Here is a 16,014-nt window from a genome sequence, read left to right as displayed (position 1 = left end):
GAGGCAACTGCAATGATTCAAACCACACGGTACAACGTGCAAACGCTTACCACGTTTGTCGAGCAACTGTTCATGAAAGCCGGAGCCGACGTGGAGGTCGCCCAGGTGGTGACCCGGGTGCTGCTCGAAGGCGAACTGCTCGGCCACCGTACCCATGGCCTCAACCTGGTCAGCCGCTACATCGACGGCGTGCTCAGCGGGCAGGTCAAGGCCCGCGCGCAGGCACTGGAGCAGGTCGCCGACAGTGGTGTTTCCAGCCTGTTCGACGGCCACTACGTGTTGGGGCCCTATTGCGTCAGCCGGGCACTGGATTGCGCGGCCGCGGGCGCGACCAAGCAGGGCATCGGTATTGCGGTAGTACGCCGCGCTGCCCATATCGGCTGCCTGGCCGCCTACCTCAAGCCATACACCGACCAAGGGTTGCTGGCCATCGTCTACTCGTCGGATCCGTCGGCGGGGTTGGTCTGTGCTCATGGTGGCATCGACCCGGTGTACACCCCCAACCCTATTGCTGCCGGTATCCCGACCCAGGGTGAGCCGATCCTGCTGGATGTCAGCATGTCCACCGTCACCCTTGGCCTGGTCGGCCAATGCCGCGATGCCGGCCGACGTCTGCCGCACCCGGTGCTGGTGAGCAATGACGGGCAGCTCAGCGATGACCCGGGCGATTTCTTTACCCGCCCGCAAGGCAGCATCCTGCCGCTCGGCGGCCAGGCCTTTGGCCATAAAGGGTTTGCCCTTGCGCTGTTGGTCGAAGCCCTCACCTCGGGGCTGGCCGGCCATGGGCGCAAGGATGCACCGGACCAGTGGGGCGCCTCGGCCACTGCGCTGGTGATTGACCCGCGCATGTTCGGCGGCCTGGAGGCGTTCCTCGACGAAACCAGCTTCCTGGGGGGATTGGTTCTGGCAAGCCGCCCGCTCGACCCCGAACGCCCGGTACGCCTGCCGGGGCAAGCAGGCCTTGCCCTGCGTCGCCAGGCCGTGGAGCAGGGCGTGAGCCTTTCGCCGCAGTTGATAGCCGACCTTGAGCGCGTGGCTGGGCAGTTGCAACTGCCGGGACTTTTCCAATGATGCACAGCAAGGGAACACAGATGACTGATCGAACGAACGCCAATCAACCGCTGCCACTGAACCATGATGCCAGCGTTTTTGACAGCGGCAGCTGGGTAGGGCGCGTCTGGTTGCCGGAGCAGGGGCCGGCGGTGGTGCTGGTGAAAGCCGGCGCTGTCTACGACATCAGCACCCACGTGGCGACCGTCTCGGCGCTGCTGGAAGTGGACGATCCGGTGGCCTACCTGCGTGCCTTGCCGCTGGCCGAACCCTTGATTGCGCTGCCGGCATTGCTGGGCAACAGCGATCCCGCACGGCGCACCCCGCACCAGCCGTGGCTGCTGGCGCCGATCGACCTGCAAGCGGTGAAGGCCGCTGGTGTGACCTTCGCCACCAGCCTGCTGGAGCGTGTGGTAGAAGAACAAGCCAAGGGCGACCCGGCAAAGGCCGACGCCATCCGTGACACCCTGGCCAGCCGCATCGGCGCCGACCTGTCGCAGATCGTGCCCGGCTCGGCTCAGGCCGAAGCGCTGCGCAAGGTGCTGGTAGAGCAGGGCCTGTGGTCGCAGTACCTGGAGGTGGGTATAGGCCCGGATGCCGAAGTGTTCACCAAGGCCCAACCGCTGTCCGCGGTTGGCCACGGCGCCGACATCGGCATCCACCCCAAGTCCAGCTGGAACAACCCAGAACCGGAAGTGGTGCTGGCCGTGTCGAGCAATGGCAGCATCAAGGGCGCCATGCTCGGCAACGACGTCAACCTGCGTGACTTCGAAGGGCGTAGCGCGTTGCTGCTGTCCAAGGCCAAGGACAACAACGCCTCCACTGCACTGGGCCCGCTGCTGCGGTTGTTTGACGAAAGCTTCGGCCTGGACGATGTGCGTGCTGCCGAGGTGGACCTGCGGGTGGAAGGCGAGGACGGCTTTATCCTCGCCGGGCGCAGTTCCATGCGCCAGATCAGCCGTGACCCGCAAGACCTGGTGCAGCAAACCCTCAACGAAAACCACCAGTACCCTGACGGCCTGGTGCTGTTCCTCGGTACCCTGTTCGCCCCCAAGCAGGACCGCGATCAGCCGGGTAACGGCTTTACCCACAAACCGGGTGACGTGGTGAGCATCAGCAACCCGCAACTGGGTACCCTGTGCAACCGCGTGACCACCAGCGATCTGGCACCGCAGTGGGACTTCGGTCTGCGCGCGTTGATCGACAACCTCGGCCGGCGTGGCCTGCTGGAGGTTGCGGCCACCGCCCGCCCGCTTTGAACGGCTCGCTGCGTCAGGGAGGGGCGCAGCATCATCGAGGGATCGTCAAGGCGCTGACAGCGCGGCAACAATAATAATAAAGGTCATCACATGAACCCAATGAAGAAGTACCAGCGCATTACCGTCGTGTTCCTGCTGCTGATCGGCATCGTCAACTACCTGGACCGTAGTGCGCTGTCGATCGCCAACACCTCCATCCAGAAAGACATGATGATCAGCCCGTCGCAGATGGGCATCCTGTTGTCGGCGTTTTCCATTGCCTATGCCTTTGCCCAGTTGCCAATGGGCATGATCATCGACCGCCTGGGCAGCAAGATCGCCCTCGGCGCCTCGTTGCTGGGCTGGTCGGTTGCCCAGGCGGCGTTTGGCATGGTCAACAGTTTTGCCGGTTTCATGGGCCTGCGGGTGTTGCTGGGGATTGGCGAGGCGCCGATGTTCCCATCGGCGGCCAAAGCATTGTCGGAGTGGTTCGACGCCAACGAGCGCGGCACCCCGACCGGTGTGGTCTGGTCGTCGACCTGTCTTGGCCCCTGCCTGGCGCCGCCGTTGCTGACGCTGTTCATGGTCAACTTTGGCTGGCGCGGCATGTTCATCATCACCGGCGTGATCGGCGTGGTGCTGGCGCTGTGCTGGCTGACCTTCTACAAGAGCAAGGCCCGTTTTCTGGCAGAGCTTGCCGCCGAAGGCAAACCGCTGCCGAGTGAGCGCCAGGCTGCGGCCGCCACGGTAACCGCGCCGAAGGCTTCGTACTTTGCCGGCTGGCTTGATCTGTTCAAGCACCGCAGTACCTGGGGCGCGGTGTTGGGTTTCATGGGGGTGATCTACATGCTCTGGCTGCACCTGACCTGGCTGCCGGGCTACTTCGAGCGCGAGCATGGCCTGGACCTGTACAAGACCGCCTGGGTGGTGTCGCTGGCGTATGGCTTCGGTGCGGCGGGTACCATCGTTGCCGGGCGCTTCTGTGACTGGCTGGTAAGGCGTGGCATGAGCGTGCTGGGCAGCCGCAAGTTCAGTGTCATCACTGGCCTGGTGCTGGCAGCGCTGTTCACCTTGCCACTGTCGTTCGTCACCGGCCTGACGGGGTGCATCATGCTGCTTTGCCTGGCGCTGTTCAGCATCAATATGGCCAGTGCCACCGCCTGGATGATCGTCAACACCATTGTCGACAGCCAGCGCGTGGCCTCGTTTGGCTCGATCCAGAACTTCGGCGGTTACATCGCAGGCTCGGTGGCACCGATCGCGACGGGCTTCAGCATCCAGTACTCGGGCTCGTTCACCACAGCGTTCATGATCAGCGCGGTGGTGGCGCTGTGCTCGGCGGTGGCGTACTTCCTGCTGCTACAGGCACCCATTGGCAGTGCCAAGGTCGAGGCAGGCGGGATGGCTGGCGCAACTGAACAGGCGTGAACGCTACGGGGGCTGCAGTGCAGCCCCTGAACCCTTGGTTGATTGTGACGCGACCCGCGGCGCTTGTCATGGAGGGGTATCTGTATGTATAAACAGTGCCTGTTGCCGCCATCTGACTTCCGCCCGTGATCGCCCATTCCGTCGACGACCCGTTCTACTACCTGCATAACTTCCGCCAGGTCGTGCTGTGGGTCGAACAGCGCTACCAGGACCTGCTCGATGACCAGGAACTGGCCTTCATCCGTGCCTTCAGTCAACTGCAAGCGCCAGCCCAGGCCTTGATGGTGCGCATGGTGATGCGCAAAGGCGAGTTGTTTCGCAGCGATCGGCTCGACTACGCCGAAATCGGCGATACTGCGCTGGCGCTGCAGCCGTTGCTGGCCCTCGGCTGGGTACGGGAGCCCGAGCAACTGGACCTTGAACAGCTGTTCGCGTTGCTGCGCAAGGAAGAACTGGCCCGCTGCTTCGCCCGGCAACTGAACCGCCCGCGCGCGGCCAAGCATGAGTTGTTGGCACAGCTGCAACCCCTGGCGCTGGCAGCCCGGTCACTGGTCGAGTGGTTTCCTGACAGCGAGGTGCGCATCCTCCAGTGGTGCCTGCAACCTCTGTGCGACCGCATGCGCCTGCTGTTCTTCGGCAACCTGTACCAGGACTGGTCAGACTTCGTCCTTGCCGACCTGGGCTTGCTGCGTTACGAGCAGGTGCCGTTCAGCTCCGATTCGCGTGCCTTGCAGCAACGTGACGATGTCGACCTGGCCATGGCGCTGCACCAGTGCGCCGAGCGCCTGGAGCAGGGCGGCGACCCCCTGCCGATCCTTGCCACCCTGCAGGGCCTGCACAGCAGCAACCCCTGGCTGGCCCGGCGCCATGCGCGGCTGCAATTCGCTGTGGGCCAACAATGCGAACGCCTGGGTGAATGGGACCTGGCCACGACGGTGTATGCGCAATGCAACCATCCCCAGGCGCGCATTCGCCAGGTGAGGGTGCTGGAGCGCACCGAACAGTGGCACCAGGCCCATGCACTGGCGGTGCAACTGGCTGCGGCACCTGCCAACGCGCTGGAGGTGCAGGCGCTGCAGCGCATGCTGCCACGCCTGGCGCGCAAACTCGGCGGCCCGCCACAGCGGCGCCAGCGCACCACGCCGCTGGAACTGATCGAGCTCGAACTGCCCCGCGGGGACGCTGCACTGGGCGTTGAAGAAGCCGTGCGTCAGCACCTGATGCAAGAGGGGGGGCAGGCGCATTACGTGGAAAACACGCTGTTCAACAGCCTGTTTGGCCTGTTGTGCTGGGAGGCCATCTTCGCCCCGGTGCCCGGCGCATTCTTCAACCCGTTCCAGGCCGCGCCACAGGACCTGCACGACAGCGACTTCCAGCAACGGCGCAGTGCACTGTTCGAACGCTGCCTCGGGAGGCTCGACGAGGGTAGCCATCGCCAGGCGATTCTCGACTGCTACGTGGCCAAACAGGGGCTGCAGTCACCGTTCGTGTTCTGGTCCATGCTCAGCGAGGAACTGCTGGAGCAGGCCTTGGCTTGCCTGCCGGCCGCGGCGCTCAAGCAATGTTTCCTGCGCCTGTTGCAGGACATTCGCAACAACCGTACCGGCATGCCCGACCTGATTCAGTTCTGGCCCGAGCAGGGCCGTTATCGCATGGTCGAGGTCAAGGGGCCCGGTGACCGCCTGCAGGACAATCAGCTGCGCTGGCTGGAGTTCTGCAGGCAGCACGGCCTGCCGGTCGCGGTGTGCCACGTGCGCTGGAGCGAAACGCCTTGAGCTACAGCGTAGCGGTGCGCGCCTTGTGTGAGTTCAGCGCCAAGGTCGGCGACCTGGACCTGCGCTTCACGCCATCGCCCACCGCCCAGGAGGGTATCGAAGGGCATCAGCGGGTGGTGGCACGGCGGGCTGCTGGCTACGAGTCGGAAATCGCCCTTGAAGGCCAGTTCGAAACCCTCAGGGTGCGGGGCCGCGCCGATGGCTATGACCCTGGCAGCAATCGCCTGGAAGAGATCAAGACGCACCGTGGCGATCTGGCGCGTCAACCGGCCAATCACCGTCAGTTGCACTGGGCGCAGGCCAAGGTCTATGGCTGGTTGATGTGCCAGGCACGACAACTGCCCGCCATCGAGGTGGCGCTGGTGTACCTCGACGTGGACAGCGACAGCCAGACGCTGTTCACGGAGCACTGTTCGGCTGCCGAGCTGCAGGCCTTCTTCGAAACCCAGTGCCAGCGCTTTCTGGGCTGGGCCCGATCGCAGCAACGACGCCTGGCCGACCGTGACCAAGGCCTGCTGGCGCTGAGTTTCCCCTACCCACAGTTCCGAAAGGGCCAGCGGCAGTTGGCTGAAACCTTGTACAAGGCGGTGAGCACCGGCCGTTGCCTGATGGCCCAGGCCAGCACCGGCATTGGCAAAACCCTTGGTACCTTGTTCCCGCTGCTGAAGGCCATGGTGCCGCAGCAGCTGGACAAGCTGTTTTTTCTCACCGCCAAGACACCAGGCCGGGCACTCGCCCTGGATGCCCTGCGCCAGATCACCGATGCCACGCCGCAACCTGCCCTGCGCACATTGGAGTTGATCGCCCGCGACAAAGCCTGTGAGTACCCGGACAAGGCCTGTCATGGTGAGTCCTGCCCATTGGCCGCAGGTTTCTACGACCGTTTGCCGGCTGCGCGCGAGGCTGCAGCAGCACTGCCGTTGCTCGACCGCGCCAACCTGCGTGAAGTGGCTTTGGCGCACCAGGTGTGCCCGTACTACCTGGGCCAGGAGATGGCGCGTTGGGCCGACGTGCTGGTCGCCGACTACAACTACTACTTCGATGCGCATGCTTTGCTGTTCGGCCTGACCCAGCTCAACCAGTGGCGAGTGGCAGTACTGGTGGACGAAGCGCATAACCTGGTCGAGCGGGGGCGCGGCATGTATAGCGCCAGCCTTGACCAGGGCCAGCTGCTGGCGTTGCGCCAGAGCAAACCGCCTGGGCTGGTCAGTGCGCTGGACCGCCTGAACAGGCAGTGGAACGCGCTGTATAAAGAGCAGCGTGCGCCGTACCAGGCCAGTGAGTCGCTGCCTGAAGGCCTGCTGCGCGCCCTGCAGCAGTGCGTCGGGGTGATTCAGGAGCAGATGAACCAGGCCCCCACGCACATCGACCCCCAGGTGTTGCAGTTCTACTATCAGGCCTTGCAGTTCTGCCGGGTTGCCGAGCTGTTCGACGAGCACTTTCTGTTCGACATCAGCCAACGCCAGGGCCCGCGCAAGCGGCGGCTGGCCACGCTGTGCCTGCGCAATGTCACCCCGGCGCGGCTGCTGGCACCGCGCATGCAGGCGGCGCGCAGTGTGACGCTGTTTTCCGCCACGTTGAGCCCACGGCACTTCTACAGCGACCTGCTGGGCATGCCAGCCGATACCGCCTGGCTGGACGTGGCCGCGCCGTTCCGTGCCGAACAGCTGGAGGTGCGCATTGCCAGCCAGGTGTCCACCCGTTACCAGCAGCGCCAAGCCTCCCTGGCGCCGATCGTTGACCTGATTGCCCGGCAGTATGAGCGCATGCCGGGTAACTACCTGGCGTTCTTCAGCAGCTTCGAATACCTGCAACAGGTGGCAGGGCTGTTGGCCGAGCAGCATGGGCAGATTCCGCTGTGGTCACAGGAGCCGGGCATGGACGAGGCAGCTCGCCAGGCATTTCTCGATCGCTTTGTCGCCGATGGCCGAGGTGTGGGCTTTGCCGTATTGGGCGGCGCTTTCGGCGAAGGGGTGGATTTGCCCGGCACGCGGCTGATTGGTGCGTTTGTCGCTACCCTGGGGCTGCCTCAGGTCAACCCGGTCAACGAGCAGTTCAAACAGCGCCTGGGGCGGCAATTTGGCGCGGGTTTCGATTACGCGTACCTCTACCCGGGCGTGCGCAAGGTGATCCAGGCGGCGGGCCGGGTTATTCGAGGTGACCAGGACCGCGGCGTACTGGTGCTGATTGACGAACGCTTCGCCGAGCCCCGGGTGCAGCAGATGTTTCCAGGGTGGTGGGCGGCGGCTATTGTCTAGCGGTCTTTCGCCTTGGGCGATCAGACGCAGTCAGGAGGGTGAGCAAACCACCCACCAAGTTCCCCTCATGGCACACCGCCGCACGGCGGCCCAAGCACGTCAACCGGGCATTCCGTCTGCCCGGGGCCGCAGCAGGATGGGCAGGTAATGGCGCAGGAACAGCAACAGCGCCAGGCTCCAGCACAGTGCCGAAACGCTTACCCCCAGCGATGTGAACAGCGGCAGAATCACCCGGGCCAAGGTCGCCAGTTGCATCAGGGCAAAGGCCCAGGCAATGCTGGTCGGCACCTGCAATGGCCTGCCGGTGTGGCCCAGGCTGACCCGCGCCATCATAGCCAGGATCAGCCCGGTCATGGCGCCAACGGTCAGCGCGTGGGTCACCAGGCTCGGGCTCAGGGCCACCCCGCTATGCCACAACGCCATGCCCAGGCAGGCCAGGGCGAGCCAGGCGTAGGCCAGGTGTAGCGACCATAGCAACGGTACGCGCCACAGGCCACGGTCGTGCCACAGCATCAGTCGGGTCGCATGCAGCGCGAACAAGGCAAAAAACAGCACCGCCAGGCTTGCTTGCGGCGTATCGGCCAGGCCGGTGGCAAACGCCAGCGGTACTGCGACGCCGAGCAACAGGCAGGCTCGGTCCAGCCATGGGCGGGCAGGGGCCGCGTCAAGGTAACCCAGGCCACGGCGGGTAAAGAATGGTATGACCCGGCCGCCGAGTACGGTCATCATCGCCGTCACCAGCCACAGCCCGGCAAATATTCCACGACGCTGCCACAGTTCGTCCTGGTGTAACCAGCCGGCCAAGGTCAGCCACTGGCAGGCGGCAATCAACAGCACCAGTACGACGATCGGGTAGTTGTTGCGCAGGCGCCGTTGCAGGATCGGTCGTGCCAGGCTCAATGCCACCAATGGCAGGAAGCTGCCCTCGACCAGTACCAGCAAGCTACCCGGTAGTGGCATAAACCAGCTTACCCGCCCCAGCAGCCAAAGCAGGAACACACCCTGCAGCGCCCGCCCGCTCAAGCCTGGGATGCCGCTCCAGTTCTGCACGGCGGTCAGCAGAAAACCCGCGATAATGGCGGCGGCGAAGCCGTAAAGCATCTCGTGGCGGTGCCAGGCGAGCATACCCCCGGGCGGTGCAGGGGCCAGTGCCCCAGCCAGTACGCCGGCCCACAACAGCAGGGCGATCAGCGCAAACAAACTGCCACCCAGGAAGAACGGGCGAAAACCCAGGCTCCAGACGGCTTGGCGTGGGCGTGAAGCAGTGGGTTGCACGAGCATGGGCAGTCCTTGGTTCGTTCAGTAGGCTTCAATTGGGGTAAGATCACGATCCGTGCCAGTTGCAAAGCCCTTGAATATCAAGGTGATGGCACTTCTCAGGGTCCGAATGACACGCGCGTATTGCGGTCATTCAGACTGGCTTGTATGTCGTTTTGACTTGCTTCAGGGTTTGCCTGGTTCAGTGCCGGCTGACGCTTCGCTACAGGATTCACGTTTTGTCCGACCTCTCGAAAAATCCGCTGCTGCAGTACATGGCCCGTCTGGCCCCATCCAGCCAGCAAACCATGCGCTACATTCTTCAGGACGCCGCCGACCGGCTAGGTTTTGTCGACTGCAACATTGTCGATGTGCCTTGGCATCGGCTCGAGCCGGGCCATGTGATTGCACTGGTGGCTGCCCTGCGTGCCGATGGCTACGCGCCCAACAGCTCGTCGCTGTACGTCAACGCGATTCGCGGGGTGATGAACGAGGCCTGGCGTCAGGGCCTGATCGACCACGAGCAGCTGTTGCGTATTCGCGAGGTCAAGCCCGCCACGGGCAGCCGCCTGCCGCCAGGGCGCAACCTGCGCCGCAGCCTGATCCGCGAGCTGATGGATGTGTGCGCCGCCGACCCGCGGCCACAGGGGGTACGTGATGCGGCGATCATTGCCTTGCTGTACGGCACCGGCATGCGCAAGTCGGAGTCGGTCGACATCGACCTCGACCAGGTCGACTTCGAGGCGCGCAGACTGCAGGTAGTGGGCAAGGGCAACCACCAGCTGGTCAAGTACGCACCGCCGTGGGCGTTCGAGAAGCTGCAGGCCTGGCTTGAACTGCGCCGCCAGGACCTGCCTGCCGGGGCGGAAGATGACCCGTTCCTGTTCAACCGCATCCGTCGCGGCAACCACATTACCCGGGCGCGCATTACCAAGCATGCGATCTACTACATTGCCCGCCAGCGCGGCGCGCAGGTGGGGGTGAAGATCATGCCGCACGATTTTCGCCGGGCATTCATTACCCGGGTGATCGAAGAGCACGACCTGTCGATTGCGCAGAAGCTGGCGCACCATGCCAATATCCAGACTACGGCCATCTATGACCGGCGTGATGACAACGAGCGTCGGCGTGCCGTGGACCGCTTCGATTACTGAGGCTTGATATTGTGGGGCTCAAAGCAGCCCCCTTTTCACGTATGCCGGCACCGAAACAGGGCCGACACACGCCCCTGCTTTGTGCGCCATTCCCCCGCGTGCCCGATGCCAGAGCGGGCACCGCACAGGTTTCATCATCGTTCACCTGCGAAGTTGGCCCGCAACCTGCTATATCCAGCCTGCGAATTTGATCGAGTGGTCAGGCCGTGCGCGCTAGCAGGCGCCCGCGCCGGACCCTCTAAACGGCCAGCAGGCCACGGATTTCAGGGGCCGCAGGATGTCGCTCGCGGAGCAGATCGAACAACAGCAAGACGATGCAGGCTGGAGTGCTCACCTGCAGTTGCGCTTTGTGCAGCGTGACGGCGTGACCCGCCTTGGTGCGTGGAAGCATTTCGGACCTCTTTTGGTGCAGCGGCCTTTCTATCCTGAAGGTGCGCCGTGCCATGTCTATGTCCTGCACCCGCCGGGCGGTATCGTCGCCGGCGACCGCCTGGAACTGGACATTCACCTGGAGCCGGGTAGCCACGCGCTGCTGACCATGCCCGGCGCCAGCAAGTTCTACCGCAGCATTGGCCCGACCGCGCGGTTGACCCAACGCTTCCACATGGCCACGGGCAGCACCCTGGAGTGGCTGCCGCAGGACAGCATCTTCTTCTCCGGCGCCCGCGCCAGCCTCGCCAGCCGTTTTACCCTCGAGCCGGGCGCCCGCCTGCTGGCCTGGGAAACCCTGTGCCTGGGCCGTCCGGTCATGAACGAGCGTTTCGGCCACGGCGCCCTCGACAGCCTTTTGCACATCGAACTGCCTGACGAAGTTGGCCTGCATGAGCGCCTGCGGCTCGCAGGCGGGCACCTGGGCAAGCTGGGTGGGCATCCGCTACTCGCCACCTTTTGTGCCGCACCTGCCGATCAGGCAGTACTGGAGCAGGTGCGCCCGCTACTCGATGAACTGGGCAACCCGGCCGGTGCGACCCTGCTCGGGTCGTTGCTGGTGATCCGCGTGCTCGACCATGACAACCAACACCTGCAACGCACCCTGCAACGCCTGTGGCATGTGCTGCGCCCGGCCATCCTCGGCCTGCCAGCCTGTCCGCCGCGTATCTGGGCTACCTGAGAGAGCGCCATGGAGCTTACCCCGAGAGAGAAAGACAAACTGCTGCTGTTCACTGCCGCGCTGCTGGCGGAGCGGCGTCTGGCCCGTGGCCTGAAGCTCAACTACCCGGAGGCCGTGGCGCTGATCAGTGCCGCGGTGCTCGAAGGCGCCCGCGATGGCCGCACAGTCGCCGAACTGATGAGCCTGGGGCGTGAAGTGCTGACCCGTGAGCAGGTAATGCCCGGTATCGCTGAGATGCTTCACGACGTGCAGGTCGAAGCGACCTTCCCGGATGGCACCAAGTTGGTGACCGTGCATGACCCCATCGTCTGAAACCGCCAAGGAGCGTCGCATGATCCCAGGTGAAATCCAGGTCGCCACGGGCGACATCGAGTTGAACAGTGGCCGAGAAACGGTCAGCGTCAGTGTGGCCAACCATGGCGACCGGCCGGTGCAGGTCGGCTCGCACTACCACTTCTACGAGGTCAACGACGCGCTGGTATTCGACCGTGCGCCAACCCTGGGCTTTCGCCTGGACATCCCGGCCGGCACTGCCGTGCGCTTCGAGCCGGGTCAGGCGCGTACCGTGCAACTGGTGGCGTACGCCGGCAAGCGTGAGGTCTATGGTTTTCAGGGCAAGGTGATGGGCGCGCTGGAGGGCAGGGCATGAGCCGTATTTCCCGTCAGGCCTATGCCGACATGTTCGGCCCCACGGTTGGCGACCGCGTGCGCCTGGCCGACACTGCGCTGTGGGTGGAGGTCGAGAAAGACTTCACGATCTACGGCGAAGAGGTGAAGTTCGGCGGCGGCAAGGTTATTCGTGATGGCATGGGGCAGGGCCAGATGCTGGCGGCCGAGGCCATGGACCTGGTGTTGACCAATGCGCTGATCATCGACCACTGGGGCATTGTCAAAGCCGACATCGGCATCAAGCATGGACGCATTGCGGTGATCGGCAAGGCCGGCAACCCCGATGTGCAGCCGGGCGTGAACGTGCCGGTTGGGCCGGGGACCGAGGTGATCGCGGCCGAGGGCAAGATCGTCACTGCCGGGGGTGTCGATTCGCATATCCACTTCATTTGCCCGCAGCAGGTGGACGAGGCATTGAACAGCGGTGTCACCACGTTCATCGGCGGTGGAACCGGGCCGGCCACTGGCACCAATGCCACCACCTGCACGCCCGGCCCTTGGTACCTTGCGCGCATGTTGCAGGCCGCCGACAGCTTGCCGATCAACATCGGGTTGCTGGGCAAGGGCAATGCCTCGCGGCCGGACGCGCTGCGCGAGCAGATTGCCGCAGGTGCTGTCGGGCTCAAACTGCATGAAGACTGGGGCTCTACGCCAGCAGCCATCGACTGTTGCCTGGGCGTGGCCGAGGAAATGGATATCCAGGTGGCGATTCACACCGACACCCTCAACGAGTCGGGCTGTATCGAAGACACGTTGGCGGCCATCGGCGACCGCACCATCCACACCTTCCATACCGAAGGTGCCGGTGGCGGCCATGCCCCGGACATCATCCGTGCGGCGGGGCAGGCCAACGTGCTGCCATCCTCGACCAACCCGACCCTGCCGTACACGATCAACACCGTGGACGAGCACCTGGACATGCTCATGGTCTGCCACCACCTGGACCCGAGCATCGCCGAGGACGTGGCCTTCGCCGAGTCGCGCATTCGCCGCGAAACCATCGCTGCCGAGGACATCCTCCACGACATGGGCGCCTTTGCCATGACCTCGTCCGACTCCCAGGCCATGGGCCGGGTTGGCGAGGTGGTGCTGCGCACCTGGCAGGTGGCGCACCAGATGAAGCTGCGTCGCGGGCCGCTGGCACCGGACACCCCATACAGCGACAACTTCCGGGTCAAGCGCTACATCGCCAAGTACACCATCAACCCGGCACTCACCCACGGCATCGGTCACGAAGTGGGCTCGGTGGAGGTCGGCAAACTGGCCGACCTGGTGCTGTGGTCGCCAGCGTTCTTTGCGGTCAAGCCGGCTTTGGTGCTCAAGGGCGGGATGATCGTCACTGCGCCCATGGGTGACATCAACGGCTCTATTCCCACCCCGCAGCCGGTGCACTATCGGCCGATGTTCGGCGCGCTGGGGGCGGCTCGGCATGCCACACGCATGACATTCCTGCCCCAGGCGGCAATGGACCGCGGGCTGGCCGAGGCGCTGAACCTGCGCAGCCTGATTGGCGTGGTCAACGGCTGCCGGCGGGTACGCAAGCCGGACATGGTCCACAACACCCTGCAGCCGCTGATCGAAGTCGATGCGCAGACCTATCAGGTGCGTGCCGATGGCGAGCTGCTGGTCTGCGAACCGGCCAGCGAACTGCCGCTGGCCCAGCGCTATTTCCTGTTCTGAGGAGCACAAATGATTGTCTTGAGCCGCCGTATCTCCGAACCCGGCACGCGGGTTGTCAGTGGCACTGTCACCCTTGACGTGGACAGCCGTATCAAGAGCCGCCTGCGAGTAACCCTGGACGATGGCCGCGAAGCCGGGCTGATGCTGGAGCGCGGCCACCTGCTGCGCGGAGGTGAATTGCTGGCCGATGCCGAGGGCACCCAGCTGATCCGCGTGCTGGCGGCGCCCGAGGCGGTGTCGACGGTGCGCTGTGCCGATCCACACCTGTTGGCCCGCGCCGCCTACCACCTGGGTAACCGCCATGTGCCGCTGCAGATCGAACCCGGACTGTTGCGCTTCCAGCACGACCATGTGCTGGACGACATGCTGCGGGGGCTGGGCCTGACGGTAGAGGCCGAACAGGCCCCGTTCGAGCCTGAAGCGGGCGCTTACCAAAGTGCACCGCATGGCCACAGCCACAGTCATGCCCATGGCCACGATCACCCGTTCGTACGCCTGCCTGCCCATTCCTGAACTGCCCTGGAGCAACCGATGAAAAAGACTTTCGCCCTGTTTCTGTTGATGCTGGCACTGCCAGCCTTCGCCCATCCGGGCCATGACAGCAACCCGCTGCAGGACGGCCTGCTGCACCCGCTGACCGGGCTTGATCACCTGCTGATGCTGCTGGGCACCGGCGTGCTCGCCGCGTTGACCCGGCGCAACCTGACATTGCCCCTGGCGACCCTGGCGGCCATGTTCGGTGGCGCCGTGTGCGGTCACCTGTTCGGCGATGTGCTGGGCATGGAAACCCTGATTGCCGTGTCGCTGCTGGTGGCTGCCGGGGCGGTGCTGCTGCCGAGCCGCCAGTCGCTGCTGGCCATGGCCATGCCGGTGTTCGCCTTGTTCCATGGTTGGGCACATGGCGTAGAAGCCACGCCGAGCGCGTTTTGGCAATTCAGCGCGGGGTTTGTCGTGGTCAGCGGCTTGCTGCTGGCGGCGGGCTTTGCAGTCGGTTGCCTGCTGCGCCGCCACAGCGGCCTGCAGAAGGCCTTTGGCGGTGGCCTGTTGGCCGGCGCCGCGCTGGTGCTGGCCGGTTGATGAACAGCGACCTGGCGCTGCTGCGCCTGCTGCAGTTGGCCAGCCCCGGCTTGCCGGTGGGTGGTTTTACCTATTCGCAAGGCCTGGAGTGGGCGGTCGAGGCCGGCTGGGTTCGGGGCGTGGACAGTTTTGTCGGCTGGCAGCGTGAGCAGGTTCACGACACCCTGGCCTGCCTCGACTGGCCGGTGCTGGCGCGTCTGTACCACGCCTGCCAGGCTGAGGACGCCGAAGCGTTCGGTCACTGGAGCCGGTTCTTGCTGGCCAACCGCGAAACCGCCGAGCTGCGCCTGGAAGAACAGCAGCGCGGCGCAGCGCTGGCGCGGTTGCTCGACGGCTGGCAACTGGGCCAGGCACCGGCCTGGCGCGCCAGCCTTGAGCTGACCCAGTTGGGCGGTATGGCCTGGCTGGCTGCACACTGGGCCATCCCGCTGCGCCAGCTGGCATTGGGCCATGGCTTTGCCTGGTTGGAGGGCGCGGTCATGGCTGGCGTCAAGCTGGTGCCCTTCGGCCAACAGGCTGCCCAGACCTTGCTGCGCGACCTTGGCGCCGACTTGCCCGCTGCACTGGACCAGGCGCTGGCCCTGGGCGATGGCCAGCTCGGCGGCGGCCTGCCGCTGCTGGCCATCGCTTCATCGCGTCACGAAACCCAATACACCCGTTTGTTCCGTTCCTGAGGACTGCCTGCATGCAAAGCTATCAACAACCCCTGCGCGTCGGTGTCGGCGGCCCGGTCGGCTCTGGCAAGACCGCTCTGCTGGAAGCGCTGTGCAAGGCCATGCGCGATCACTACCAGATTGCCGTGGTTACCAACGACATCTATACCAAGGAAGACCAGCGCATCCTCACCGAGGCCGGCGCCCTTGAGCCGGAGCGCATCGTTGGCGTTGAAACTGGCGGCTGCCCGCACACGGCCATTCGTGAAGACGCCTCGATGAACCTGGCGGCGGTCGAAGCGCTGGCGCGCAAGTTCGGTAACCTCGAAGTCATTTTCGTGGAAAGCGGCGGTGACAACCTCAGCGCCACGTTCAGCCCGGAGCTGGCTGACTTGACCATTTACGTGATCGACGTGGCCGAGGGCGAGAAAATCCCGCGCAAGGGCGGCCCAGGCATTACCAAGTCCGACTTCCTGGTGATCAACAAGACCGACCTGGCGCCTTATGTAGGGGCTTCACTGGAGGTGATGGAGCGCGACACCCAGCGCATGCGGCCACAGCGGCCCTGGACCTTCAGCAACCTGAAGAAGGGCGAGGGGTTGCAGGCGGTGATCGACTTTATCGTCGAGCGCGGGATGCTGGGTGTGCGAGCCTGACAGATCGA

Annotated in this window: 15 protein-coding genes; 14 read left to right on the top strand and 1 reads right to left on the bottom strand. The window is 64.7% G+C overall.

Translation table 11 applies throughout. From position 1 onward, the window contains the following. Positions 1–12 precede the first annotated feature (12 nt). The 5 genes from AA098_RS15780 to AA098_RS15760 all read left to right on the top strand — a co-directional run bounded on the left by AA098_RS15780 (position 13) and on the right by AA098_RS15760 (position 7,749). Positions 13–1,071, top strand: coding sequence for an Ldh family oxidoreductase (locus tag AA098_RS15780; protein ID WP_004576549.1), 1,059 nt, complete (start codon positions 13–15; stop codon positions 1,069–1,071). A gap of 20 nt (positions 1,072–1,091) precedes the next feature. Continuing rightward, the gene (locus AA098_RS15775; RefSeq protein WP_014861308.1) at positions 1,092–2,309 is read left to right on the top strand and encodes a fumarylacetoacetate hydrolase family protein; all 1,218 of its coding nucleotides are present in this window, start codon (positions 1,092–1,094) and stop codon (positions 2,307–2,309) included. Positions 2,310–2,408: 99 nt separating this feature from the next. Beyond that, complete coding sequence (locus AA098_RS15770) at positions 2,409–3,716, top strand: MFS transporter (RefSeq protein WP_003253935.1); 1,308 nt, start codon at positions 2,409–2,411, stop codon at positions 3,714–3,716. Between the two features lie 125 nt (positions 3,717–3,841). Beyond that, the gene (locus AA098_RS15765; protein ID WP_012052578.1) at positions 3,842–5,491 is read left to right on the top strand and encodes a VRR-NUC domain-containing protein; all 1,650 of its coding nucleotides are present in this window, start codon (positions 3,842–3,844) and stop codon (positions 5,489–5,491) included. After that, entirely contained in the window at positions 5,488–7,749 is a 2,262-nt protein-coding gene (locus tag AA098_RS15760; RefSeq protein ID WP_064614710.1) for an ATP-dependent DNA helicase, read from the top strand. Before AA098_RS15765 ends, AA098_RS15760 begins: the two co-directional genes overlap by 4 nt. Before the next feature lie 99 nt (positions 7,750–7,848). Here AA098_RS15760 and AA098_RS15755 read toward each other — a convergent pair whose 3' ends face one another. Next, on the bottom strand, positions 7,849–9,030 hold the full coding sequence (locus AA098_RS15755) for an NnrS family protein (protein WP_064614708.1): 1,182 nt from the start codon (positions 9,028–9,030) through the stop codon (positions 7,849–7,851). Positions 9,031–9,245: 215 nt separating this feature from the next. On the opposite strand from AA098_RS15755, the gene xerC reads away from it, so the two are divergent. From xerC to ureG, 9 genes are all read left to right on the top strand, one after another. Beyond that, a complete protein-coding gene (gene xerC, locus AA098_RS15750) occupies positions 9,246–10,160 on the top strand; it encodes a tyrosine recombinase XerC (RefSeq protein WP_064614706.1) in 915 nt (304 codons plus the stop codon). 277 nt (positions 10,161–10,437) lie between these two features. Beyond that, positions 10,438–11,271, top strand: coding sequence for an urease accessory protein UreD (locus AA098_RS15745; protein ID WP_064614704.1), 834 nt, complete (start codon positions 10,438–10,440; stop codon positions 11,269–11,271). A 9-nt stretch (positions 11,272–11,280) separates the two neighbouring features. After that, positions 11,281–11,583, top strand: coding sequence for an urease subunit gamma (locus tag AA098_RS15740; protein ID WP_003253929.1), 303 nt, complete (start codon positions 11,281–11,283; stop codon positions 11,581–11,583). Positions 11,584–11,602: 19 nt separating this feature from the next. Continuing rightward, positions 11,603–11,920 carry an urease subunit beta gene (locus AA098_RS15735; protein ID WP_003253928.1) on the top strand — a complete coding sequence of 106 codons (318 nt, stop codon included), beginning with the start codon at positions 11,603–11,605 and terminating at the stop codon, positions 11,918–11,920. After that, positions 11,917–13,620 carry an urease subunit alpha gene (ureC, locus tag AA098_RS15730; protein WP_003253927.1) on the top strand — a complete coding sequence of 568 codons (1,704 nt, stop codon included), beginning with the start codon at positions 11,917–11,919 and terminating at the stop codon, positions 13,618–13,620. The genes AA098_RS15735 and ureC overlap by 4 nt, the downstream gene beginning before the upstream one ends. Before the next feature lie 9 nt (positions 13,621–13,629). After that, complete coding sequence (gene ureE, locus AA098_RS15725; RefSeq protein WP_003253926.1) at positions 13,630–14,133, top strand: urease accessory protein UreE; 504 nt, start codon at positions 13,630–13,632, stop codon at positions 14,131–14,133. A gap of 18 nt (positions 14,134–14,151) precedes the next feature. Then, positions 14,152–14,697 (top strand): HupE/UreJ family protein, encoded by a 546-nt coding sequence (locus tag AA098_RS15720; protein WP_003253925.1) that lies wholly within the window; start codon positions 14,152–14,154, stop codon positions 14,695–14,697. Beyond that, positions 14,697–15,371, top strand: a complete 675-nt coding sequence (locus AA098_RS15715) for an urease accessory protein UreF (RefSeq protein WP_014756407.1) — start codon at positions 14,697–14,699, stop codon at positions 15,369–15,371. Before AA098_RS15720 ends, AA098_RS15715 begins: the two co-directional genes overlap by 1 nt. A gap of 11 nt (positions 15,372–15,382) precedes the next feature. After that, on the top strand, positions 15,383–16,006 hold the full coding sequence (gene ureG, locus AA098_RS15710; RefSeq protein WP_003253923.1) for an urease accessory protein UreG: 624 nt from the start codon (positions 15,383–15,385) through the stop codon (positions 16,004–16,006). Positions 16,007–16,014: the final 8 nt, after the last annotated feature.

It is taken from the genome of Pseudomonas sp. JY-Q, from assembly GCF_001655295.1.
Taxonomy (GTDB): Bacteria; Pseudomonadota; Gammaproteobacteria; order Pseudomonadales; family Pseudomonadaceae; genus Aquipseudomonas; species Aquipseudomonas alloputida.
This window is presented reverse-complemented; position numbering and strand designations above follow the sequence as displayed.